The following is a 24,780-nucleotide window of genomic DNA, read 5'->3' as shown; positions in this document are numbered from 1 at the left end:
GTATATTGTTAATTCCATCAAATGAAAAATACTGGTCAGGTCGTACCGATAGTGAGACCGACAGAGCTGCATTCCGAATGCATCAAATCATCCAATTTTCCGAATTAAAAGAAAGCGCTACCAATAAAACATGTACCCTCATCGGATTTTCTTCCGAAGAAGGTGTACGTCGAAATAATGGCAGACTCGGTGCTGCAGAAGGACCGAATGCCCTACGTAACGAACTAGCGAAACTACCTTGGCGTTTGCCTGCTGACCGTCAAATAATTGATGTAGGCACTGTCATATGTGAGCACGGTCAGCTAGAACAAGCGCAAGCTGAATTAGGCACAGTCGTTCAAAAGAGCCTTCTCCATCATACGAAGCCCGTTATTTTAGGTGGCGGACATGAAACCGCTTACGGCCATTATACAGGAGTTCGAGACTTCCTAGGCCCTGACGCAAAACTTGGTGTAATAAATATTGATGCTCACTTCGACTTGCGTGGCTACGATGAACAACCTTCTTCAGGCACGATGTTCAAGCAGATGCTCGACGCCGATCCGCATGTTGACTACCTTGTGCTAGGTATTCAAGAATTTGGCAATACAGACGCATTATTCGCAGAAGCCGATGCAAAAGGCGTGACATATGTCACAGAACAAGAAATTTCGACAAGTCCTTTAGACGATACATTGCAAAAAATACAGTTATTCATTGATAAACAAGACGCTATTTTGTTAACATTGTGCTCGGATGTCCTGAATTCTGCGTTCGCTCCAGGTGTAAGTGCGCCATCTCCCTTCGGATTAGATCCGTTGATTGTACGCTCTTTCATTCAAACGGTGGCATCGCATGAGAAAACACTTTCATTCGACATTTCCGAAATAAATCCGTCACTTGATCATCATAATCAAACGGTTAAGCTGGGGGCCTATCTTACAAATGAAGCAATCTTTGCATTGCTGGGAGGTCGAATCACATGACAATTGAGCTAAATCAAATTTCTACGCTGTTTTTAGCGTTAGCTCTCCTAACACTGGGTACGATGTTAGTCCGTAAAGTCGGCTTTCTCCAGAAATTCTGTATCCCTGCCCCTGTTGTCGGCGGTTTACTATTCGCGTTTTTAGCGACTATTTTGAAGTACTTTGATTTAGTGAGTTTTTCTTTAGATACTTCATTGCAAAATCTATTCATGCTGACATTTTTCACAACAGTCGGTCTGGGTGCTAGTTTCCGTTTGATTCGTCTAGGCGGAAAGCTATTGATGATCTACTGGGTAGCTTGTGGCTTCTTAGCACTGATCCAAAACGTCATTGGTGTATCCATGTCCTATATATTTGGATTACACCCGTTGATCGGTATGATGGCTGGCGCTGTCTCGATGGAAGGCGGACACGGTGGTGCTACTGCTTACGGGGAAACATTAGAGAGCCTTGGGATTGATTCAGCCCTATCCGTTGGTATTGCAGCAGCAACCTTCGGACTCGTAGCAGGCGGTCTAATCGGTGGTCCAATCGTTAAATACTTGATCAATAAATATGATTTAAAATCTACGGAAGTCGAGCATGAAAAAGCATATTCCGTGGAATCATTGGAAAAACCAATCAACACAGATAACTTCCTAACACAGACGTTATTGATTACTCTTTGTATCGCAGGCGGTACATTTATCGGGGATCTGTTCTCTAGTGCCACTGGTTTCGTCATGCCAGGTTATGTAGGCGCGATGTTCGTTGCAGTTATCGTTCGTAATATTGTGGATCGCGTGAAGGAAGATGCGGTTCATATGACAAGCATCAATTTGATCGGCGACGTTTCACTCGGTATTTTCTTATCGATGGCGTTAATGAGCATCAAGCTGTGGGAAGTTGCAGATTTGGCACTTCCATTGTTGCTAATCGTCTTTGTACAAGTGATCTTCGTCGCGTTGTTTGCGATCTTCGTCCTGTTCCGTTTGCTCGGTAAGGATTACGACGCAGCCGTTATGATCGCTGGTTTCGCAGGCCATAGTTTGGGTGCGACGCCAAATGCGATGGCGAACATGGCAGCCGTCACAGGACGCTATGGTCCGTCACGCAAGGCCTTCTTGATCGTCCCCATCGTAGGCGCCTTCCTCATAGACGTCGTCTCGATGCCGATCATCATCACTACGATTAATATATTTGCTTGATTGTCGTAAATTAAACACTTTAAAGATGTAAGCTAATTAGTGAGTGCGAAGGGATTGAAGCTCCAGCTGGAGACGCTTTCCTGAGGGCGTGGCCCGAGCTTCCGCTTCAATCCTACTTACCGAGTGGGGATACTTATATCGCTCATTGTAGATAGTGTGTGAATTATTGTTGTGTTTCAACTTATTTAAGTTCAATGACAGATCAAGGTCTAGATCAAAACTAATTTTAATAATGAGCGGTAAGTTTCAACCACTTGCTATGCAAGGGATTCGAGCGAGAGCCGTAGCGATGGACGGCTTTTGCGAGTAATAGCGAAGCGTTTGGTGCAAATCTTTGCACAAGGAGCGGCGACCCGCCTAGAGCGCAAACCCCATCCCCAACACTAACTAAACCTTTATAATTCCCCAAGAACCGAAATTCTCGGTTCTTTTTTTATTCCTTTTAAGCGTAATTTTCACACCCTTCTGTTAAAATGAAAACATTAATTCGCATCTTGGAGAGGAGCTTGCTTTATGAAAGAAGAACTAATCGAACGACTCACACGCTACGCTAAAATCGACACACAATCCGACGCTACTTCGGACACAACACCGTCCACAGAAAAACAATGGGACCTGTTGCGGGTACTCGAAAAAGAGATGACTGATATTGGTCTCGAAGACATCTCAGTCGACGAAAACGGCTACCTATTTGGTACGCTGCCATCAAACACGGAAAAACAATTACCAACGGTCGGCTTCTTGGCGCATATCGACACAGCTCCTGACTACACGGGTACGAACGTCAACCCACAACGCATTGATAACTATGACGGTAAGGACATCTCATTAAACGAATCAACAATTATGAGCGTACAAGCATTTCCAGAGCTCAACAACTACATTGGCCATACCCTGATTACGACAGATGGCACAACTTTACTAGGTGCTGACGATAAAGCTGGAATCGCGGAAATCATGACAGCGATGCACTATTTAGTCGAGCATCCTGAAATCAAACACGGGAAGGTACGCATAGGCTTCACACCTGACGAAGAAATTGGGCTTGGTCCACATAAGTTTGACGTAGAACGTTTTGGCGCTGACTTTGCTTATACAATGGACGGCGGACCACTTGGGGAACTACAGTATGAAAGTTTTAACGCGGCAGGTGTTGAAGTGATTTTCCACGGTGCGAATGTCCACCCAGGAACAGCTAAAGATAAAATGGTCAACTCCTTGCTAATCGCGGCAGAATTCCAGCAAGCAATGCCACAACACGAAATTCCGCAGGAAACGGAGCATTATGAAGGCTTCATTCACTTAATGAATATCGATGGTTCTGTAGAAAAAACGACCTACCAATATATTATCCGTGACTTTGATAGAGATTCTTTTGAAGCTCGCAAGCAACTTGTACAAGATACTGCTACACAGCTTCAGGAAAAGTACGGTCAACATGCGGTAGAGCTAACAGTAACGGATCAGTACTTCAATATGGGTGAGAAAATTACGCCTGTAATGGAAATCGTCGATGTAGTAGCGGATGTCTATCGGAGTCTTGATATTGAACCGAAAATCGCACCCATTCGTGGGGGTACAGATGGTTCCCAACTTTCCTACATGGGAATGCCAACGCCAAATATCTTTACGGGCGGCGAAAATTACCACGGTAAATACGAATTCATCTCAGCAGACAATATGGTGAAAGCTACACAAGTTATTATCGAGACATTGAAACTTCAAGAACAACGCGGTTAAGCGTATGAAAGCAATTTGGATTGGCATTTTATCCGCACTATTCTTTGCGGTGACATTTGTATTGAATCGATCCATGGAACTGGATGGCGGTAGCTGGATGTGGAGTGCTTCACTGCGCTATTTCTTCATGGTTCCATTTCTACTCGTCATTGTAGCGATGCGTAGAGGATTGCATGGCGTCAAACGGGAAATGACTGTTGCCTCCTGGTCCTTTTTCATTTGGAGTTTCGTCGCATTCGTTCTATTCTATGGTCCGCTGACGTTTTCAGCTGGCTATAGTCCGGGATGGCTTGTTGCAGGAACATGGCAAATGACGATTGTGGCTGGGGTTTTGCTAGCACCCTTCTTCACGTTCCAAGCGAAGACGGAAACAGGGGGATTCCGCACAATCCGCCACCGTATTCCTGCAGCATCGTTGGTAATTTCATTGGTCATCTTAGTGGGTGTCGTGTTGATCCAGATTCCACATGCGAGTAGCGTATCGACGAAAACTATTATGTTCGGTACGTTGCCGCTTGTCATTGCAGCATTCGCCTATCCACTTGGTAATCGAAAAATGATGAACCTAGTAGGCGGACGTCTTGATATGTTCCAACGTGTACTTGCGATGACACTGATGACGATACCGATTTGGTTAATCCTTGCGTTATATGCTTGGTCGACGGTCGGATTGCCTTCTACAAGCCAAGTGGTGCAGTCATTGATTGTCTCGGTGAGTTCAGGCGTTATAGCCACCTCTCTCTTCTTCATGGCAACCGATATGGTGCAACATGATCAAGGAAAACTAGCGGCAGTTGAAGCTACGCAGTCTGTCGAATTAATTTTCGCCATGCTTGGTGAGATGTTGTTGCTAAGCTTGCCATTACCTGGCGTTCTTTCATTAGTAGGCGTGCTAGTAATTATCGGAGGCATGTCGTTGCATAGTTATCAAACTGCATTAGCTACTAAAAATCCATAGAAAAGGGTTGTCCGATAGTCAGTTTATGACACGTTGGACAACCCTTTTTTTCATATTTTACGTTCTTTAATTTGTGGTGGGATGCGCTTTCGCAATAATTGCGGTCTGACTTCAGATAATAAAATGGCGATAAAGATAATCAATGCGCCGAGAAACATTCGAAATGTCAGTAATTCGTAAGCTAGGGCCACGGAAAAGACCATCCCCCACACGGACTCCGTTGACAAAATAATAGCAGCCTTCGTTTCCGACAGATGCTTCTGTGCAACGGTTTGCATCAAAAATGCTAGTGTCGTCGAGAATACTGCCAAGTACAATACTGAACTTAAGGCTGCCGAATCCATCGAGAATGAAGTCTCACCTATTACAATGACCGTGATACAGCTGATCACCGCGGCAACCGTCATTTGCAATAATGTCAGCAAAATAGGATCCACCGAACTGACGAATCGTCCTGTGTAGAAGATATGGAATGCGAACATCACGGCGCAACCAAGTGTCAGCAGGTCTCCTATATTTATGCTTGAAGACCACTGCAACGATAATACTGCTACTCCGATGAGTGCCAAAACGGCACCACCTAACTCAAATTTGTCGAGCTTTCGCTTATATAGGATAAATGCGATAAACGGTACAATCACTACATTCACACCCGTTAGAAAGGCATTTTTTGAAGGTGTTGTGAATTGAAGTCCTACTGTTTGCAGGGCAAATGCTGCGTACAGCAAGATCCCGAGCACTGTTCCTTGCCATAGTATGGATTTGTTTAGTTGGCGTAGCCGCTTATGGAATACGAGTGCTAGTAATAGTGCGCCAATTGTGAAGCGTACTGCTAAGATTTGATACGGTGTGTAGTAGTCCAAAGCGAGCGCGCTCATCACAAAGCCGCTCCCCCAGATAATGGCGGTGATTGTCAATCCGATTTCGCCTATGTATTTTCTCATTTCTTTCACCATGCTTCCGCTAGTCAGTCGTATTATTCTAGCACGAATTTCTGTCAGATTATAGATGAATTTGTAATTGGAGCCTCTTTTGCGAATGGTAAGGGACATTGTGAGTGTGATGGGATGGAAGCTCCAGCTGGCGTCCCATCCGAAACACGTCCGAGCGCTAATCCTCCTGCCAGCCTATCTAATTCCACATCAAAAAACTGTCCATGAAGTCACACCCATCATGACTTCCTGGACAGCTGTCTACCTATCACTCTTCATATAACCCTATCTCCTTAATAGCACGCTCGACTAGCGATGGATCTACAGACTTGTCAAAGTCGATTTCCCCACGTATAGCGCCATTAGCTTTGTACATCTCATACTGCTTCTTAATATCGTCGATGAACATCTTACCGTTCGGATCGAGCCCTGTTACGAATACTCTCTCCCATAATTCATGATCCTTCAAAGCCGTATGTTTCACCATGATGTCGATAATTTCATCTTTTCCTTGATCCTTAAAGAACGCGTCGTTGTAGTCACGCACTCCTTTAAGGTAGGCTGCCATGAAGCGCACCGATAGATCTTTATTGGCCATGAACTGCGGTGAAGCCAATACCATGGCGATCTGAGACTCGGGTGCATAGTCTGTCGCGTCCCCGAAGCGTACGTGGAAACCTTTGTGGATTCCTTGTGCGATCAATGGTTCAATGTTCAATGCAGCATCAATTGTTCCTGAATCAATTGCTCCAAGCATCGCACCAAAGTCTGCGATATGGACATATTCCACATCGTCTTCTGTCAAACCTGCGTGCTTTAACATTTCTTCATAGATATACCCATCAATCGAATTTCTTGATGACACAGCAATTTTCTTTCCTTTGAAGTCGCTATACTCCTTGATTTCATCAACCATATGATTACCAATGACGAAACTGAAGTAGGACTTGCCAAGCATATTATGGCCTTTATCTGCGATAATCCGAACATCGATTCCTTGGGCAATCGCGTTGAAGAATGATGCTGTAGAAACGCCACCCGCGATATCCACTTCTCCGGCAGCTAGTGCAGGTAACATATCATCGCTGTTGGCAAAGTCCGCAAAATCTACACGTATATTATAGTCGTCAAAATACCCCTTTTCCTTCGCAATATAGAAACCTGCTCCAGAAGCAGCCCCATCTTCCGCAATGAATACCTTCGCCTGCTTTTCAAGCGGAGCTAAGTCACCGGATATAGGCTTATCATCGTTCGCTACAGGCTTCACAACTTCTTTTGGAGAGCACGCACCCATTATCAATACAACTGACAATACGCTGAATAAACCTGCCTTTTTCATCCACTTCCCCACATCATCTCTCCTTTTATCATTTATTCTCTCGATTTCAGTACTTCTTCTTGCAAGTGATGCCAAATCTCAATGAATTTCGCTGCCATTTCAGGATCTTTCCGAATATCTTCCATCTTTCTCGGTCTAGGTTTATCAATGATAATCTCTTCGATAATTTTTCCTGGCTGTGCGCCCATCAATAGAATTCGATCACTTAACAACAATGCTTCATCGATACTATGCGTAATGAACAACACCGTCTTTTTCGTCTCTGCCCAAATACTCAATAACTCTTCCTGCAAAATAAAGCGATTCTGTTCATCGAGCGCGCCAAACGGTTCATCCATCAATAGAATCTCCGGATCGTTTGCGAATGCCCTGGCAATACTCACCCGTTGTTTCATTCCGCCAGACAATTCCTTTGGATATAGCGAAGCGAATCGCTCCAATCCCGTCTTCTTCAAATAAAAGTCCGTTCGTTCAGCAATGAATGCTTTCGGCAAATTACGCATCTTCAAACCAAAGGCGACGTTTTCGCGTACCGTCAGCCATGGAATAACCCCACGTTCTTGGAAGACCATTGATTGCAGAGGCCGATCATTCGATTCTGTTTCAATCGTAAAAGTGCCAACACTTGGTTGTTCAAGTCCAGCAAGAATCCGCAGTAATGTCGTCTTGCCACATCCACTCGGTCCGACTATACAAACGAACTCACCGTCTTTTACAGTCATGGAAATATTCTCAAGCGCGACGACACTGTCTTGTTTCTTATAAAAGGATTTCATTAATCCATCTACTGAAATTTTAGGCTTCCCCTCCATTTCCCTCACCTCCATGGCAGTAACTTATTTTGAAGCGCACGCAGTAAAAGCGAGAATAAATAACCGAAAAATGAGATCAGAATTAATCCCACATACATTTCGGGTAATAAAAAGGCCTTATAGGACGTCCATATCAAATAACCAATCCCTGAAGTCGCTCCCATCATCTCTGCCGCCACAATCGTCAACAACGCAATCGCCTGCCCCATCTGGATTCCTTCGAGCATGACAGGCAACGCACCGGGAAGGGCAATTTTGAAGAAGAAATTCCACTGGCTCGTTTGATAGTTACTCGCAACATCCAAATAAATCTTATCAATGTTCAGTACACCTGCTGCTGTGTTGATCACAACTGGGAAAAACACACTGCCTGCAATCGTCACGACTTTCGACAAATCCCCGATTCCGAATAAAATAATAATGATCGGCAATAACGCCAATGTCGGAATAGGCATAAGCGCCATAACAATCGGCTGTACAAAATGCCGGATCGGTGAATATAATCCCATCAGCAAACCGACAATAACACCTGGTATTACACCTGCCAGAAATCCGATGAATATTCGATACAACGATACGCCAACATGCTTCGCCATCGCACCGCTCACAATCATGTCATAGAAAGTTTGCACAATTGTACTAGGCGGTGGGAAAAAACGAATATCCAAGATACCTGTTCTCGACATTATTTCCCATAATACTAGCAAGAATATCGGCGACACAATCGTCAGCAACTGCTTGCCGCGTTCTTTACGTTGCCGCATCTTCCATTCTCTTTGCTCCACCTCAAATGATTCATTACGAGCCAATTCTTGGGTCTCCACCCTTCACCACCTCTTCACTGCCTATTGTATGTAAAGGCCTAGGAAACTGGTTGGGCAGGCATAGCATTCAAGTTGTTTCTATCAAAATAATTGATTATACTGAAACCATGACTACACTTACATCAGACCAAATCAGAGAATTGAATAGTTACAGCATCTACCTGAATCCACCAGCACATCCCGTCTTTACACTAGCGGATGTACTGGACCCTTCGAAAGTACAGAGTATTGTACAAGTGATCCAAACCGTCAGTCAAAGTCCAAATGAAGTCGTCGCTACTTCGTTCTTCGTTCGCAGACTCGGTATGTTTTTCGCTATGCAGTTGTATAATCTCGCTGCGTATGACGAAATGTGGAACGGATCAGCGGAAGATTTACAATTTGGCGCTCTAGAAGAGTTCGGCAATAAAACGATCAGCACTTTTGCAGATAGCTCAGATTGGGAAATGATTGATGACGAAGATCGCCAATCGCATATTAGACAGATTCTGGATGATGCACACGCAGTGATTGCGTCATTGCGTACAGCTGTCTCCGTATCTCCCTTAACCTTATGGGAAAACATCTTCGGCTTCTGGCTATGGCAGTATCATGTGCTATTGTCTGATCCTGGATCGGAAATGGAAGCGAGAGAAGATTTAGACATACTAAAAGACGACACCACATGGACGGGTATCGCCGATCACTCACGTTTCGCAAGCTATTTGAATGGATCAGAACCGTCCGCTTTATTAAACACCACTGTACGCAAAACTTGTTGTTTTTCTAAAGATGTACCAGGATTGATGCGCTGTGGATTTTGTCCATTACCATGAAAAAGCAGGCTTTCGCTCATTACGCGAAGGCCTGCTTTTAACGTTTACGATAGGCATGATAGGATTGTTTGATCGAATAGATGATCCCCATTGCCGCACCACTATAAAAAAATCCCATGAAGATTCCGGCAGATAAGTTTTTCGGATGGCTAATAAATATCGACAAGCCGAGCGCAACTACTGTGGATACCGTCGAGAGCCAAGTAAGCGGTACTTTAAATAACCACTTAGCAAGCAGTACCACAATCAAAACGACTGGCACACCCCATATCGCATCCCACACATTGGTATGAATAACGGGAAATTCCGTCAGCATATGCTACATCCTCTCGTTTTCGTTAGGATGTGCAATTTTGTTTTAATTATTCATCAAAAAACCTTCCAGTCTGAAGACTAGAAGGCGGGTTCGCCGCTATACATTCTTCGTGGCGGCTTCACTAATTTCTTTTCGCATTTCATAGATGTTTTGCACAATGACTTTACCTACCGCATAAGCAGGTACAGCTACTAGGATGCCTAGGAATCCTGCGAGACTTCCCGCTACTAGCAACACCGTAATGATGGTCAGTGGATGAATATCAAGAGATTTCCCCATAACGTTCGGCGTAATTAAGTTACTGTCGATTTGCTGTGCGACCAACGTAACGACTCCAACCCAAATAACTAACTTCGGTTCCTGTAAATACGCAATTATTACAGCAGGCGCTACCGCAATCCATGGCCCGATAAACGGAATAATATTCATGAACAACGCTAGAATTGCCAACAATAAAGCATACTGCAATCCGATAATGGAGTACCCAATCAAAATAAGTGTTGCTAGTATTGCACTAATTAATAATTGGCCTTGAATATACGAACGCAAAATGTGATCGATATCCTCTAACGTTTTCTTCACCCATAAACGTCGTTTTCCCGAAAACAGATTGTAAATTCTTGGTGCCAATTTTTCATGATCCTTCAACATAAACAGGAAGAAGAATGGCACGAGCAAAAGTAAAGCTACTGCCTGGATGAATGACTGGACAAATTGCACGAGCCATTTTCCAAATGTTACAGCGAACGTTTGAATCGATTCAACTGCCGAATTCAAAGAATCCTGCAATCCTTCAGGGAGATTATCTTTTTCGTTAAGAACTTGATCTTTTAGTTGCTCAATTTGGCGAGTAAGAGTAGGCCCATTATCCACTAAGTTATTCACTTGTTTCGTAACCATTGGACCAATAATTGCAACTAAAATCCAAATAACAGCTACAAGTATAAGCATAATCGTAATGATACTTCCCCATCGCGGCATGTTCTTCTTTTCCAAGTAATGTTGAATGGGTACTGTAATATAATAAAGAAGTCCGCCAAAGATCAATGGCATAATAATGGTCTGTAAGATAATACCAACAGGCTTAAAAATATAATTTACTTCTAAAAAGTACTTGGTGATCAATAGCGCCAATAAGACGCCGACACCGACCTGAAACCATACCTTTTTCGTCAAAGCTTCACGTCCCTTCCGTAAAATTTTATGTAGTTAGCTTAAGTATACGTTGTAGAGCCCTCTATGTCGAAAACCAACCTAGCTACTTCGATAGTATGATCACAGGTTTTTCTCTAATTTAGCACATGGCTTTGTATTAGAAAAGTCACTGGCTCGCTACTTGTACTTCTTTTGTTTTCCCTACCTATAAACTTTTTCAAACCTACTAAATTATGATAAATAAGCGATACTTGGATAACAACTTGCATCCAGTTTACTCTTCACGCACGACTTAACACCTTTCGCCGCAAGCGGATCATCAATACGTAGACGACCGGTACGACAGCCGAAAACATCGCAAGTCCAGTCCAACCCGCAAATTGCCACAACGGCGTTACAAGCGTACTACCCGCTGCCATACCTACATAATAAGATACCAAGTATAGACTCGCCGCACTTCCTTTATGATGCGTCGCCTCCTTGCTGACTGAAGCCGCTGTCAAAGAGTGAGCTGAAAAGAAGCCTAAACAAATTATACAATATCCGATAATAATCAAAGGTAATTTGACGGCAATAGTCAGAAGGCAACCGATAGCCAACAAGAGGACACCCGTAAAGCGCACAGTATTCATACCATACTTGACTGCAATTGAACCAGCCATTGGAGCCCCGATAATACCAAATGCATAGGCAAAGTAGATATAAGACACTTCATCCAGCGTCAGGCTAAAAGGTGATGCAGTTAAATGAAACGGTAGGAAAGTCCACATGCCTGTGAAGCTGAGTTGTAGCACAATACCCAAGCCCAAAACAACGAGCAAGGCAGGATTCTTCAAATGATAGCCGAAGCCCTGAATATCGTTTTTTATCGACTCTACACTTGGCTCGAAGTACGCAGATTTTGGCAAGAAGAACACCAAGATAGCAAATACCACTATGCCGACAACGGTTAATAACTGAAGCGATAGTTCCCACGACCAACGTTCCGCCAAATAACCTGTCACAAAACGTCCGAGCATTCCTCCTGTCCCATTAAATGAAATATACAAAGCAGTCGCCAAACTAACAGACCGTTCATGGATTTCTTCATTGATATAAGCAAGTGCTGCCGCAAGTACCCCAGACATAGCAAAGCCCTGCAGGAATCGCAGTATGAGTATGACAGTGAACGAGTCAGTCAAAAACATCGGAATGAATAAAAGCGCAGTAAGTAAAATGGATACTTTCACAAAAACGGATCTACCAAGACGATCGGAATAAAACCCCAGAACTACAAGCCCTAAAATCAGTCCGATGGTGTTGATGGACATGGCCAAACTCGCAGTGGATACAGAAACGTTAAATTGCTTTGTTAATATAGGCAATAAAGGTTGGATGGCATACATCGCAGCAAAGATTAGCACAGATGCGATACCGAGACCAATGACAATCCGCCAAAATCGTAAGTCGCGAATTGTCGATTTAGCTTGTATATTCATGTTGACACTTCCTGTCCGTTTAATGCGAATACTGGAATTATATCATCATAACGTCAATTAAACAGGAAATAATCAGATAAGCAATTGCTTTATATTTAGTTTTTTGTATATTACACGGAATATGCACCATACTGTATGTCGGAGGTGTTGGACAAATGAACAAAATGGCGATGACAGCTGTCGGACTTGGCGCACTATATCTCATGCGAAATAAGCAGTCACGGGAAAAACTTATGGAGCAATTTAGTCACCTTGCAGGAATGAACAGTAAACCGTAATGCCAGACATTTGCAGACACTTGAAAACCGGAGCCTAAAAAGGTTTCCGGTTCTTCCCAATATGTGGCGTTTATAAAAACATGTTTTCACGTTCGAAAAGTGGGTATTTATATAGTAACAACGAAACGGAGGAGATAGTATGAGTAACAAAGATCATGGTACAGAAGATAAATTAAAAGGCATGGGAAACAAGCTTAAAGGGAGCGTAAAAGATACAGTTGGCGATTTAACTGACAATACAAAAATGCAAGCTGAAGGTAAATGGGATAAGGCAAAAGGGGCTGCACAAGAAAAAATTGGTGAAGCGAAAGAACATTTCAGCGATGACGAAGCGCATCCTGAAAAGTAATTTATGTACAGTAAGCCTGCTGCTCAATCAGCAGGCTTTTTCACGCCCATTAAAAAAGAAGGATCTTCCATTACAATGGGAGATCCTTCTTTTTTACAACTGGTCTGTACCTATTCGAGGGCTATTTGGAATAGGATTCCCTACTTCTTCATTTGGATCACTATCCAGATTTTCACCGCTATCCGTTTGCTGTCCAGCACTATCATGCAAGTCTACAGATTCCGTCCGTTCCCCATCTGTTAAATGATCGACAAACAAGGCAATACCGCCTTCTTTTAAATCATTATAGAATGTTTTTGATTCTTGCTTCGAAAAACCCATTTTAATAAATATCGTTAACATTTCGTCCTTACTATTAAACAAACGGCGCGCATGATCCCAAACTGAACCGTCTTGTAGTCCAATCAATTCAATTTCAGAATCACTTTCTAAAACTTTTAAATCATCGCGCACGTTGGAAACTGCACACATATGATTCTTTTTAAAACCCTGCGCTTCAAGTTCTGTTATTTTATAAAGGACATTATCGAGAGAGTGAAACGTACCCACATATTGTTTATCAGCCATTTTTGCACCTCCTTTTGTTAACACTCTGCTTTACTTCTACCCATCGAGGACTATTTTCACACATGGTTTAACATACTTTACATATAACTAACACATGCATAGTTCTTCACTCCTTGCACAAGCTAAAGTTATCACGATGAAAAGGAGTGGTTGAGTAGTGGGAGTAAAAGACAACGTAGAAGCCGAAATCTCGAAAATGGGTGAGGAAAAGAAAGAGCAAATTTTGCAGAACTTCAATCATTTTAAAGGTTATCTTGCTGACAAAGTAGAAAAAGGTGAAAGTCTTGGCTTAAGCGATGAGCAGTTGGCGAAAACGACTGCGTTTATTGCCAATTATTTATCACGCAATGAAGAGCCTCGTAACCGTGAACAGTATTTATTGCAGGAGTTATGGGATTCAGGTTCTAAAGAAGAGCAACATACCTTGGCGCATATGCTTCTGAAAATGGTTCGTCAAGCATAATAGGAGGCGATTTGATATGGTATCTAAAGAAAATAGTGCCCCTCACTATCATCCGAATACGTATCGTCTGATTCAAACACATCCCGAAAATCTACGAACGAATACAGTTAGTCTGTTCGATTTGCATGAAGATATGCAAACGGTCGATTCCATCTCGTTGCCCGACCAAAGAAAAGATATGATGAAGGAAAAGATCAACCACTCCCCTCGCTTAAGTGGCGGCAGCTTGTCGGATGACTACGGCGCACCCCACTGATTCGCTAATAAAAGCCGTACGGTGCAAATTGCATTGTACGGCTTTTCCACATTCGTCCGCAGTAGTTGTCGATATTTCCCGGGAAATGAGATGGATAACACACAATCTGAAAGACTATTTCCGTGATATACTATGATCCGATGGAAATGGAGGTTGTGTACATGAAACCGTGGATGTATCCGCTACTCGTTGTTTTTGGGGCTGCTAGTTATGGAATTTTATCGACAATTATTAAATTAGCAATTCAAGACGGCTTCACCGCTTCAGAAGCAGTGACGAGCCAATATTATACAGGATTTCTTTTGGCACTTATTATATTTATTGTTGTTAAGCGCTCTAAACCAACATTTCGCGGTAGTTTTCCAGTGTTGATTGCAGGATTATTTACTGCGATTACAGGCACCGTATACGGCAAATCGGTAGAGTATATGCCTGCATCGCTAGCAGTTGTCCTATTGTTTCAATTCACATGGATCGGTATGTTGTATGAGTGTGTATTAGCCAAGCGTTTACCAAAACAGTCCGAAATCGTGTCACTCCTGTTTTTATTTGGCGGGACCATTCTGGCTGCAGGCTTGATAGATGTAGACTTGAGCGGTATTCCGTGGCAAGGATGGGCATGGGGAATTGCTGCGGCATTTAGTTTCGCTGCATTCGTCACGGCAAATCAAAAGCCCGTTCCTGGGATGGATGTCGTGACGCGGTTGTTTTTGATGTCATTTTATGCAGCAATCGCGATTACATTTTTCCAGTCTCCGGAAATTTTATGGAATGGAATGCTAGGCGATGGATTATGGATTTACGGTGCTATTTTAGGTGTGTTTGGCATTGTTCTACCTATATTTCTGTTTTCAGTCGGAGTCCCGAAAGTGGGTGCCGGTATGTCTTCCATTTTGAGTGCTGTGGAGTTACCTGTGGCGATTATTGCTTCGATGTTGCTGCTTGGTGAAAGACTAACGCTGCTGCAGTTTCTTGGAATATTCTTGGTATTGTTCGGGATGACTTGGCCTGCTATGTTGCAGCGGTTTACGATGAGAACTAGAACGCGGTTAAAACGGGTGTAATAAAGGGAACAATGTTGATTAACTAGATATTGATTTGAAAAACAAACAAGACATCACTGGATTAGTGAAGTCTTGTTTGTTTCATATTCTAACCAATCCACTCTACGCAAAGCTGCGATAAGGAATAGAAGAATAATATCCATCGCCACAACTGCAAAACTAGTCGCGATAAAAAGTGTGGAAAAAGCATGATCGCCAAAGTTCAATGAAAATGCAGTCATCAGCATCATCAAGAAATTAATACTCACATACCAAATATAGGACATGTGTAGACGATTACGAATATGCGCTTGACCGGTTTGTTGTGTCATGGATTTCCAAGTACTGAACAAGTAATATACAACGATTACTTTCCAGACGAAGAGGAATTCTGCATACAACGTCCAACCACCACTTGTGACTTCGCCTAAGTTCACAAAAACACCAGGCACTGAAATCAACATGCCAATAAACGCAGTAAGTTCCACTTTTTTCGCTATCGGAAATCGTTCGGCAAGTAGTCCTGCTCCCGAATAAATCATATAGTAACCGATCGGTGCTGCCAGTATGTCGATACCTATTTGTAAACGAAAGAATACGAAGAGATAGCCCCAGAAAAACAGCCTGAATGCTTTATTCATGATGGGCCACCTCCACTCGCTCGTCAATAATTTGTTGAATGGAATCTTTCGTCAAATCCGGTTCGTACTGGAGATGACCGACTTGTGCAGTAAATGGTTTGCCGGTTTCCGTCGTACCAGACAAATTAATCTTCACGTCCATGGCGGCATGCAGTGAAGGTTCAGCGTAACTTTTCACGGTCAGCCAGTCACTTTTATCCAAATGCAAAGGAAAATTCACCTCACGCACATCACTACCTGTCGCTTTATTCCACTCGGCGTTTTCTATTACTGGATTGGGTTGTACGGTTTCATTACTATTTGCATTTTGCAATTTGATGTGAAATCGATCTTGTAACGCGTCATCAAATGCTGTACTTACTGATTCTAGTGCTAATGCTTCTGTCACATTCAGACGTGTCTCTGTGTACTCACCGGATGAGCCCGACTTAAAGGACAAAGGATTACGCTCTTCTTTTTCGGGTTGGAAAACGATTCGCCCTATTGGATAGTTCGTTGTATGATTTTCCGAGAAGTAGACCATCATTTCATCGAACTTCTTCGTCTCACTGGGAGTCACATATGTTTCAGGATTAAATTGGATATACACTCTCTTTAGCGAATACCTACCGAATTGTTCCATTTCTTCTATTCCATTATCTCCACGGAATTGATCTGGCATTCCACGAATACTTCCTAATTCTACCGTTTGAATGAAAGACGTATCTTCTTTATTTGTAATAAAATAAAACGGAATATACTGTTCGTAGTCCGCGTTTAAATCCAGATAGTGATTTAGAAAGACCGGATGCTTGAGCTTATGTTTTTCCGCGTATATATAATTACCAGCCCACATAAGCACAATTACCAATAAAATTGCCCAAAACGGTTTAATCTTCATCGGACCAACTCATTATAGTGACTGAATAAACGTCACCAAGTCTCGTTGATTTTCGGGTGTAACTCCATGTCCGTCTTGATAGGTCTTGAATGTTACATTCGCACCAAGTGATTCGAAATATTCCTTGCTTTCGACTCCTGATTGGGAAGGAATTACATAATCAAAGTCGCCATGAGAAATGAATATTTGCTGATTTTCTACTGATTGTATAGCATATTCATTTTTTACGAAATCGGGTACATACCCGCTAAGGGCTACTACGCCACGAAGTGATGGGATCAGAGTTAATCCAAGTGCTTGTGCTAACACGGCTCCTTGGCTAAAACCAACGACTGTTAAACGTTCTGGATCAAGATCGTACTCCTGGATGGCTTCGCGAATAAATGATTGAATATAAACTAATACTTTATCAAATACATTCCGTTCAGGTTTGCCTTCTTCTTCATTCGTGAAGAATGCATAGCCTGGTGCATGTACGACGGGTCCTCTTAAACTGAAAATATGATGTGTTTCTTTAAAGTCTTTGACTAACTGCGGCAAGTCTTCTTCATGACTCCCCATTCCATGAAGTAAAAATAGTGCAGGCATTTTTCCTGAGACATTCGTCGGTGCAGTGTGTACAAATGTAAATGGTGATTGCATGGATATCTTCCCCTTTTCTGTTCTATATTCCACTAGTTTACCACAGAAAAAAACGCCTGCCACTTTATCTGACAGACGCGTTGAAGAGCTTATTTCTTTTCAGGTTTCGCTAATACTTCGTCCCAGTTGATCGTTCCATCTTTAATTTGATCGCGGCGTTCTTTAGTCATTGTATCATTCGGACGGCCGCCGTCTGGCCAATCTTTGTCGTGATTTTTCCATTCAGGACGATCTTTTGATAGGACATATGCTGCCAAGTCACTTGCATCTTGGTCAGACAGAGAATCTTCTTGACCAACCGGCATGTTTTTCTGTATATAACCCGCCATTTTAGTCATACGTGCAATTCCTGCTCCGTCGTTAAATGATCCCTCGCCCCATAGTTTCGGGCCTGTGTTGGAACCAATTCCCTCACCGTTTTCACCGTGACATGCAATACAAGATTGCTGATACAAGTCCTCACCATTCTCTACGTTTGGTGTCGGTAGATCGTCAAGAGTGTTTTGGTGGCGCCAATCTAATTCTGCACCTACTGGAATTCCTTCTGAGATATACGTCATGTATGCAACCATTGCATCCAAGTCTTCATCGTCATCAGCAAATTTCTGTCCATCCATACTTCTTACCATACAACCGTTAATTCGTTCTTCCAATGTAACCATTTGGCCAGATCTTCCGATATACATCGGATACACTGCGGACATCCCGACCATGGACGAAACACCTTCATCAGTTCCGGCACCTGCGTGACAGCTTGTACAAGATAATTCGTTCACTCGTGCGAGCCCGTCTTCTACTGAAGCGGCTTCGGAACGTAAGACATTGGACGTATCATCAAATAAATCGAAGCCGCGTTTGATCGCTTCTCCTTCTTTACCTTCTGGAACATCGTCCATTGAAGGCGGGTTGTGCTGAATTCCAGCTACCTCTTCTGTCGGAGCTTTTACCTGTGTAGTTTCTGGTGCTTGGTCTTTATTCATGCGCATTTGGTTGCCCATAAATGCTATAACGACTAAACAAACTACGACAATAAAGCCTAGGGCTAATCCCGTTGTTCTTTTCATGTCCACTCCTCCTTTTTCCTATTATTTAGCATATATACCACTTTTAACTTATCATACTTGTATATGCCAGTCTACCCGATTATGACTGATATTCATTTTCGTTTAACACTAAACCTTGTCGTGTAAGTAGTTCATTTGCCTAAACTAAATGTGACAGAATGCGAAACAATCGACGGCGTCATGCCGTCGATTGTTTATTCCACTATATAGCCGTCACGCATCGTAATAATACGATCTGCGTAAGGAAGCATTTCTTCATCATGCGTCACCATCAGCGTCGTTAAATTCAGTGTACGCGTTAATTCCTGCAGTAATTCCATGACACTTTTTGAGCGTTTAGTATCAAGACTTGCTGTTGGTTCATCCGCAAATAAGATTTTAGGACGATGAATGATTGCACGCGCAATTGCCACACGCTGACGTTCTCCCCCAGATAACGAAGAAGGATACGCATCTTTACGGTGTTCCATATCGACTAACTTTAAAATATCTGCTATGGCTGTAGTCTGCTCTTTTTTACTCATTTTCGTTTCCGATACATCGAGCATCAACTCTAATTGCTCTTCTACGGTTAGGAACGGAACTAGGTGAGAAGACTGAAAAACAAATCCAAAGTCTGTCGCACGTATATGACGAATTTCTTCTTGGCTCATTTTTGTCATATCTTTTCCTTCGAATAAAATCTCACCACCGGAAGCTTTCTGCAATCCAGCCGCAATCGTCAGAATGGTAGATTTACCAGAACCTGAAGGGCCGACCAACGCTGTGATCTCTCCTTCTTTTAACGATAAATTTACACCCTTTAATACTTCCTCTTCAATTTCACCGTTAGAAAATGTTTTTTTCACTTCGTCAATTGTAAAGGTAGACATATTACATCTCTCCTTGTTGAATCGCTTGTAGTGGTTCGATTCTTTTCACTTGGAATCCAGAAATTGTTGCTCCTATAAAACCGACTACCATAAATACTGCCGACAGCATCAAGACGGTATCCATTGTTAAATGGAATGACATGCCATCAGGGGCAATAAAGCTAAATGCTTGGCTGAGCGCAATGGAAAGCACGAGTGAAATAGCTGTAATCACAAGCATTTGATACCAAATCATCTTAAATAATGACATAGTCTTCATGCCGATTGCTTTTAATATTCCGTACAAACCAATTTTTTGCACGTTCATCATATAGAAGAAAATCGCAAACAACATACCGCTGATGATCACAAGGAACCAAACAATCATATTTAACGACATCTGTTCCGCACTGTAACTTGGAATGGCATTCAGAAATTCTTTATTGGAAAATGAATCTAGTGCACTTAGTGTTGGTGTATCTTTGCCTGGAATGAAAATCGTCTGCATTTCCATTACACGATAGATTTCTTGATAGTTAGTCATGTCGATGAAAGCGACAGGTGCGTGACTATATTTTTGCTGGTCAACGAACCCTTTGACGACAAATTCACCGCTAAATTGATTATTTGTTAAGACGTCCCCAACTTCAATGCCATCTTCTTTCAATGTACTATCCAGTACAATCTCGCCTTCTTTGACGTTTTCAAACAGCTGCGAGCCGGTAGATGCAACGAACGCAACACTATGCTGTTTGTCTTCCGAATCATTGACAAAGCCCATCTGAACCGAAAATGCAGTTGCATCGGGTTGATCGATGAGAATTTGTTTCTGTACTTCTGCATCTATTTTTGAAAGATTATACGTAGTGTCTGCATCCTTATCCAAATAAAACTGCCCTTGCGGTAATTCTTTGATCAACGCCGCGTTGTCCTGTGATAATCCATTCGCTAATCCTGAAATAATAAATGTCAAAAAACTGACTAAAAATATGATGGATCCTAGAATCAAGAACTTCGCTTTACTTTTCTTCATTTCTTTCCACGCGATTTTCATATCAAGCGCCTCCGTATTTTTCTTTATACTTATATCGTATCTTGTGCAGATGAACGGAGAATGAAAAGCATATTACACTTCACAACTTTTATTATTCTGTTTAAAGTGATATAACTTTCTATTTTTCTGGTGATATGTGAAAATTATAACAACAAAGGAGGGATGTTAATGATTCGTTTTGAAGAAGTCTCGAAGAGTTATGATATGTCACATTTAGTCGTGAATTCAGTGAATCTAGAAATTAAACGGGGAGAGTTTCTTGTTTTGGTCGGACCCAGTGGTTGCGGAAAAACCACAACACTCAAAATGATCAACAGGCTGATCCCACTTACAAAAGGCACAATTTGGCTTGACGATAAGAGGATTAGTGACTACCCAATCCATGAGCTGCGCTGGCAAATAGGCTATGTGCTACAGCAAATCGCTTTATTCCCTCATATGACGATTGAAGAAAATATTGCAGTTGTACCCGAACTCGTCGGTTGGAAGAAAAAGAAAGTCCGTGAACGTGTAACTGAATTACTTGAAATGGTTGGTCTCGATCCCGATGTTTATAGGAAGCGTAAACCGAATGAACTGTCCGGTGGTCAACAACAACGGGTGGGTGTCGTGCGTGCACTTGCTGCAGATCCCGAGATTCTATTGATGGATGAGCCATTCAGCGCCTTAGACCCAATCAGCCGTTTGAAGCTACAGGATGATTTGCTTGAATTACAGCGCAGAATCCAAAAGACCATTGTATTCGTAACGCATGATTTACAGGAAGCGTTTAAACTAGGAGATCGTGTCTGCATCATGAACGAAGGAAAAATCGAACAGGTAGATACACCTCAGAAAATTCTCATTCAACCTGCTTCACCGTTCGTACGTGAATTTACAGCTTCCGCTGCTGCACAAACATTTTCTATCAGGGACCATATAGAAGATATTCCAACAGACCTGTCACTATCCTTTGCAATTCCAATTAATTCCGAATGGGGCCCATTGCTTCAGTTTTTGGCTTCGGAAGATCAAGTGGCGATCCAACAGGATGGACAAGTGATTGGAATGGTTACCCGAGAAGGTATTCTTCGTTTCTTGGCTGAACAAGCGGTGAAGGGAGGAGCATCCAATGAATAATTTCCTTGATGTTTTCCAAGACCGTCGTGGACAATTACTTGAAGCACTCATTGAACATATTCAGATTTCATTAATTTCCTTACTCATTGCTGTGCTGATCGCTGTGCCATTGGGGATTTATTTAACCAATCGGCGAAAAATAGCGGAATCTGTCATCGGAGTGAGTGCTGTGATGCAGACGATACCTTCACTGGCACTTCTAGGGTTATTGATCCCACTATTCGGCATCGGAAAAGTGCCGGCCATCATTGCGCTAGTAGTTTATGCATTGCTGCCTATTTTACGCAATACGTATACCGGTATTAAAGAAGTCGACCCTTCCCTTCGCGAAGCTGCTACCGCAATGGGTATGAACACGCGAAAACGATTAATGAAAGTCGAATTACCACTAGCCATGCCGATCATTATGGCGGGTATCCGTACATCGATGGTGCTCATCATCGGAACTGCGACACTTGCAGCATTGATTGGTGCAGGTGGACTCGGAGATTTAATATTACTCGGAATCGATCGGAATAATCCTTCGTTAATCATACTAGGTGCAATACCAGCCGCATTACTCGCATTGTTCTTTGATTTCGTATTGAAGATATTTGAAGGTCTTTCATTCAAAAAAGCCATTACGGCATTTACAATTTTTGTGATTGCCGCCGTCTTGATGATTGCCGCACCATTCATAGGAGGCAGCAAGAAGGACGAATTAGTGATAGGAGCAAAACTTGGTGCAGAACCTGAAATTCTTATTAATATGTACAAGTTGTTGATCGAAGACCAAACAGATTTATCTGTCGAATTAAAGCCAGGGCTCGGCAAAACTTCATTTGTATTTAATGCGTTGAAGTCAGGAAGCATTGATTTGTATCCTGAATTTACAGGCACTGCTATATCGGAGTTCTTGAAAGAAGAAGCCGTCAGCAATGACCGCGATGAAGTATATGAGCAAGCACGAAAAGGACTTGACAAACAGTTTGATATGACACTTATGACACCGATGTCGTTCAATAACACCTATACTCTCGCTGTTTCCAAAGCATTCCAAGAAGAGTACGGGCTAAAAACGATGTCCGATCTAGCTTCTGTGGAAAATGCAGTAAAAGCAGGATTTACACTGGAGTTCAATGATCGTGAAGATGGCTATCTTGGAATTCAAAAGCTTTACGGCATAACGTTTTCCTCCATTAAAACAATGGAACCGAAACTACGCTATCAAGCAATCGAAGCAGGCGAAATCAACTTGATGGATGCCTACTCGACTGACAGCGAACTTCGGGAATATGATATGACGGTGCTCGAAGATGATAAAGAACTATTCCCGCCATACCAAGGCGCACCGCTACTTCGAAAAGATACGCTGAAGAAGTATCCTGAACTCGAAGATGCGTTGAACAGTCTTGCAGGAATCGTAACAGACGATGAAATGCGCGAGATGAACTACCAAGTGAACTCTGAAGGTGCGAAAGCTGACGAAGTAGCAGAAGCATTCTTGAAAGAACAAGGTTTGTTGAAGTGAAGATAGAAAGAATCAAAAGTGAAAGGTGAAACGCTACCTACTTGCCTTTCACTTCTACGCCTAAATAAAAAACAGTCACCAGCAGATAAAATTCTGCCGGTGACTGTTTTTTTTGATTTAATTAATCCATCCAAGGAACTTCTATCATTGTACGACCGATCCATTCGCGCAGCACTTCGTTTGTTGGTCCCATGATTGCACCAGCACGACCGTCACGCACGAACTTTTCCACTTGGCCTGTCATATAACCGCGGCCACCTGACACTTGCAACGCCATATTGGTAACATCAATTACCATGTCTGCCGCATGCGTCTTCAACTGCCATAACGGGTACAAACACTCGGATAACTCTTTGCCTTCCGTATTGCAACGATCTAGCGCTTCTGCTGTACGATACAACATACTACGTGCGCTATCTACTTTAATCTGCGCCTTCGCCAACTCATGACGAATGACTTGATAATCTGTAACAGATGATCCTGTATCTGCGTGGACTCTGCGTTTAGCACCGTCTGTAGCCATATTCAAAGCGCCTTGTGCAATACCAACCCAACAAGCTGCTGAACCTAGTAAGAAAAGAGGGTCGATTGTGTTATCGTTGAAATAACCCATGCCACCTTCGCCACCAATACGGTTTTCAAGAGCTACTTGCACATCTTTAAAGTTCATCGGACCACTTGCGTTTCCGCGTAATCCCATTGCATCGAACGGGAATGCTTCAACTCCCGGCTGATCAATTTCGACCAATAAAAACATTAAATTATCCGGATTATCCGTTTCAGGAGATGTCGTTGCAACTAAATAAAAGTCTGCTTCTCCACCACTTGTGACGAATGACTTTTCAGCGTCCAGCAAGTAACCATTTTCATTTCGTATCGCTTTACTACCGATATTCCAGAAGTGACCCCCTGTCGCTCGTTCACTAAACGCTAGGCCACCGATTTGTCCTTCACGCAAGCGTGGTAATAGACGCTGACGCTGTTCTTCTGTTCCCGCTTCATAGATCGTATGTGCTGTAGTCATATGCATAACCCAGCACATCGTCGTAGATGGGCAATAATGCGCAAAGCTTTCGGAAAGTACTGCAAATGCTGTGAATCCGTCTTTCAGACCACCCGCTTCAACCGGGATGGTAACAGCCGAATAACCAGACTTCGCAACTTCACGTAAACTTTCACGTGGATAACTTCTCTCTTGATCAGAAATAAGTGCACGCGGCAGCAATTCTTTCTTGCCTAACGCATGTGCAGCTTTTTGTAATTCTTCATGCCCTTCTGGACAAGTCCACCATTCAGGAATTTGCATAATTCCATCTTGTTGTTTTTGTTTTTCCATCATAGCACTTTTTAACAAAATTACCACTCCATTTTATCATTTACCTACTTTTCTATTAGCAAGCAAGCAGGCTGTTCTCTTTCAACATTATCATGTTTTATTAAATAGTAAAGATTGGTCTATAAAATAAATATCTTTTTTATTTTAAATTATAATAAAACATCTAATAAATCCATTCAATTCATCCTTTGAATTTGTGGCGTTTT

At 42.5% G+C, this 24,780-nt stretch carries 27 protein-coding genes; 12 read left to right on the top strand and 15 right to left on the bottom strand.

The genetic code is table 11. The annotated features are described in order from the left end of the window. The first annotated feature begins 5 nt into the window (after window positions 1-5). From hutG to CSV69_RS07055, 4 genes are all read left to right on the top strand, one after another. Window positions 6-965: a formimidoylglutamase gene (hutG, locus tag CSV69_RS07070; protein WP_085427854.1), complete on the top strand. Its 960-nt coding sequence runs from the start codon at window positions 6-8 to the stop codon at window positions 963-965. Continuing rightward, entirely contained in the window at window positions 962-2,152 is a 1,191-nt protein-coding gene (gene gltS / locus CSV69_RS07065) for a sodium/glutamate symporter (RefSeq protein WP_099625359.1), read from the top strand. Before hutG ends, gltS begins: the two co-directional genes overlap by 4 nt. A gap of 513 nt (window positions 2,153-2,665) precedes the next feature. Further along, window positions 2,666-3,892 (top strand): peptidase T, encoded by a 1,227-nt coding sequence (gene pepT, locus CSV69_RS07060; protein ID WP_085427853.1) that lies wholly within the window; start codon window positions 2,666-2,668, stop codon window positions 3,890-3,892. Between the two features lie 4 nt (window positions 3,893-3,896). Then, complete coding sequence (locus CSV69_RS07055; protein WP_099693033.1) at window positions 3,897-4,850, top strand: DMT family transporter; 954 nt, start codon at window positions 3,897-3,899, stop codon at window positions 4,848-4,850. 50 nt (window positions 4,851-4,900) lie between these two features. Here the strand turns inward: CSV69_RS07055 and CSV69_RS07050 are convergent, their stop codons facing one another. The 4 genes from CSV69_RS07050 to CSV69_RS07035 form a co-directional block, all read right to left on the bottom strand. After that, window positions 4,901-5,794: a DMT family transporter gene (locus tag CSV69_RS07050; RefSeq protein WP_085429054.1), complete on the bottom strand. Its 894-nt coding sequence runs from the start codon at window positions 5,792-5,794 to the stop codon at window positions 4,901-4,903. A gap of 256 nt (window positions 5,795-6,050) precedes the next feature. Next, window positions 6,051-7,121 (bottom strand): ABC transporter substrate-binding protein, encoded by a 1,071-nt coding sequence (locus CSV69_RS07045; protein WP_085429053.1) that lies wholly within the window; start codon window positions 7,119-7,121, stop codon window positions 6,051-6,053. A 32-nt stretch (window positions 7,122-7,153) separates the two neighbouring features. After that, entirely contained in the window at window positions 7,154-7,933 is a 780-nt protein-coding gene (locus CSV69_RS07040) for an ABC transporter ATP-binding protein (RefSeq protein WP_085427851.1), read from the bottom strand. A gap of 5 nt (window positions 7,934-7,938) precedes the next feature. Next, window positions 7,939-8,697 (bottom strand): ABC transporter permease, encoded by a 759-nt coding sequence (locus tag CSV69_RS07035; protein WP_199170403.1) that lies wholly within the window; start codon window positions 8,695-8,697, stop codon window positions 7,939-7,941. Between the two features lie 167 nt (window positions 8,698-8,864). On the opposite strand from CSV69_RS07035, the gene CSV69_RS07030 reads away from it, so the two are divergent. Beyond that, window positions 8,865-9,572, top strand: coding sequence for a hypothetical protein (locus tag CSV69_RS07030; protein WP_085429052.1), 708 nt, complete (start codon window positions 8,865-8,867; stop codon window positions 9,570-9,572). 37 nt (window positions 9,573-9,609) lie between these two features. On the opposite strand, the gene CSV69_RS07025 is transcribed toward CSV69_RS07030, so the two are convergent. The 3 genes from CSV69_RS07025 to CSV69_RS07015 all read right to left on the bottom strand — a co-directional run bounded on the left by CSV69_RS07025 (window position 9,610) and on the right by CSV69_RS07015 (window position 12,521). Beyond that, entirely contained in the window at window positions 9,610-9,888 is a 279-nt protein-coding gene (locus tag CSV69_RS07025) for a hypothetical protein (RefSeq protein ID WP_232319513.1), read from the bottom strand. A 96-nt stretch (window positions 9,889-9,984) separates the two neighbouring features. Further along, entirely contained in the window at window positions 9,985-11,064 is a 1,080-nt protein-coding gene (locus CSV69_RS07020; protein WP_099693032.1) for an AI-2E family transporter, read from the bottom strand. A gap of 260 nt (window positions 11,065-11,324) precedes the next feature. Continuing rightward, window positions 11,325-12,521, bottom strand: coding sequence for an MFS transporter (locus CSV69_RS07015; protein ID WP_099693031.1), 1,197 nt, complete (start codon window positions 12,519-12,521; stop codon window positions 11,325-11,327). Between the two features lie 155 nt (window positions 12,522-12,676). Between CSV69_RS07015 and CSV69_RS17250 the strand changes: the two genes are divergently transcribed. After that, window positions 12,677-12,799 carry a hypothetical protein gene (locus CSV69_RS17250; protein WP_255396859.1) on the top strand — a complete coding sequence of 41 codons (123 nt, stop codon included), beginning with the start codon at window positions 12,677-12,679 and terminating at the stop codon, window positions 12,797-12,799. Between the two features lie 139 nt (window positions 12,800-12,938). Further along, window positions 12,939-13,148, top strand: coding sequence for a CsbD family protein (locus tag CSV69_RS07010; RefSeq protein WP_099625355.1), 210 nt, complete (start codon window positions 12,939-12,941; stop codon window positions 13,146-13,148). Window positions 13,149-13,241: 93 nt separating this feature from the next. On the opposite strand, the gene CSV69_RS07005 is transcribed toward CSV69_RS07010, so the two are convergent. Continuing rightward, window positions 13,242-13,715, bottom strand: a complete 474-nt coding sequence (locus CSV69_RS07005; RefSeq protein WP_099693030.1) for a general stress protein — start codon at window positions 13,713-13,715, stop codon at window positions 13,242-13,244. A 196-nt stretch (window positions 13,716-13,911) separates the two neighbouring features. Here CSV69_RS07005 and CSV69_RS07000 point away from each other — a divergent pair, with 196 nt between their 5' ends. The 3 genes from CSV69_RS07000 to CSV69_RS06990 all read left to right on the top strand — a co-directional run bounded on the left by CSV69_RS07000 (window position 13,912) and on the right by CSV69_RS06990 (window position 15,498). Continuing rightward, window positions 13,912-14,178, top strand: coding sequence for a DUF3243 domain-containing protein (locus tag CSV69_RS07000; RefSeq protein WP_085429050.1), 267 nt, complete (start codon window positions 13,912-13,914; stop codon window positions 14,176-14,178). A gap of 16 nt (window positions 14,179-14,194) precedes the next feature. Next, complete coding sequence (locus CSV69_RS06995) at window positions 14,195-14,434, top strand: hypothetical protein (RefSeq protein ID WP_099625353.1); 240 nt, start codon at window positions 14,195-14,197, stop codon at window positions 14,432-14,434. 161 nt (window positions 14,435-14,595) lie between these two features. After that, window positions 14,596-15,498 carry an EamA family transporter gene (locus CSV69_RS06990; RefSeq protein WP_099693029.1) on the top strand — a complete coding sequence of 301 codons (903 nt, stop codon included), beginning with the start codon at window positions 14,596-14,598 and terminating at the stop codon, window positions 15,496-15,498. A 53-nt stretch (window positions 15,499-15,551) separates the two neighbouring features. Here the strand turns inward: CSV69_RS06990 and CSV69_RS06985 are convergent, their stop codons facing one another. The 6 genes from CSV69_RS06985 to CSV69_RS06960 form a co-directional block, all read right to left on the bottom strand. Continuing rightward, complete coding sequence (locus CSV69_RS06985) at window positions 15,552-16,118, bottom strand: hypothetical protein (protein ID WP_085427843.1); 567 nt, start codon at window positions 16,116-16,118, stop codon at window positions 15,552-15,554. Continuing rightward, the gene (locus tag CSV69_RS06980; RefSeq protein WP_099693028.1) at window positions 16,111-16,998 is read right to left on the bottom strand and encodes a hypothetical protein; all 888 of its coding nucleotides are present in this window, start codon (window positions 16,996-16,998) and stop codon (window positions 16,111-16,113) included. Before CSV69_RS06980 ends, CSV69_RS06985 begins: the two co-directional genes overlap by 8 nt. 12 nt (window positions 16,999-17,010) lie before the next feature. Then, window positions 17,011-17,640, bottom strand: coding sequence for an alpha/beta hydrolase (locus CSV69_RS06975; protein WP_099693027.1), 630 nt, complete (start codon window positions 17,638-17,640; stop codon window positions 17,011-17,013). Window positions 17,641-17,729: 89 nt separating this feature from the next. Beyond that, a complete protein-coding gene (locus tag CSV69_RS06970; protein WP_099693026.1) occupies window positions 17,730-18,704 on the bottom strand; it encodes a c-type cytochrome in 975 nt (324 codons plus the stop codon). A 194-nt stretch (window positions 18,705-18,898) separates the two neighbouring features. Further along, a complete protein-coding gene (locus CSV69_RS06965; protein WP_099625348.1) occupies window positions 18,899-19,576 on the bottom strand; it encodes an ABC transporter ATP-binding protein in 678 nt (225 codons plus the stop codon). A 1-nt stretch (window position 19,577) separates the two neighbouring features. Beyond that, window positions 19,578-20,609, bottom strand: coding sequence for an ABC transporter permease (locus tag CSV69_RS06960; protein ID WP_099693025.1), 1,032 nt, complete (start codon window positions 20,607-20,609; stop codon window positions 19,578-19,580). A 168-nt stretch (window positions 20,610-20,777) separates the two neighbouring features. Between CSV69_RS06960 and CSV69_RS06955 the strand changes: the two genes are divergently transcribed. Together CSV69_RS06955 and CSV69_RS06950 are read left to right on the top strand one after the other, a co-directional pair. Then, window positions 20,778-21,728 (top strand): ABC transporter ATP-binding protein, encoded by a 951-nt coding sequence (locus tag CSV69_RS06955; RefSeq protein WP_085427838.1) that lies wholly within the window; start codon window positions 20,778-20,780, stop codon window positions 21,726-21,728. Then, window positions 21,721-23,238: an ABC transporter permease/substrate-binding protein gene (locus CSV69_RS06950; protein ID WP_099693024.1), complete on the top strand. Its 1,518-nt coding sequence runs from the start codon at window positions 21,721-21,723 to the stop codon at window positions 23,236-23,238. Before CSV69_RS06955 ends, CSV69_RS06950 begins: the two co-directional genes overlap by 8 nt. Before the next feature lie 121 nt (window positions 23,239-23,359). Here the strand turns inward: CSV69_RS06950 and CSV69_RS06945 are convergent, their stop codons facing one another. Then, window positions 23,360-24,577 carry an acyl-CoA dehydrogenase family protein gene (locus CSV69_RS06945; RefSeq protein ID WP_233192340.1) on the bottom strand — a complete coding sequence of 406 codons (1,218 nt, stop codon included), beginning with the start codon at window positions 24,575-24,577 and terminating at the stop codon, window positions 23,360-23,362. Window positions 24,578-24,780: the final 203 nt, after the last annotated feature.

The organism is Sporosarcina sp. P26b, assembly GCF_002743245.1.
Taxonomy (GTDB): domain Bacteria; phylum Bacillota; class Bacilli; order Bacillales_A; family Planococcaceae; genus Sporosarcina; species Sporosarcina ureae_C.
The sequence above is the reverse complement of the archived record's forward strand: the minus strand, read 5'-3'. Positions and strand labels throughout refer to the sequence as shown.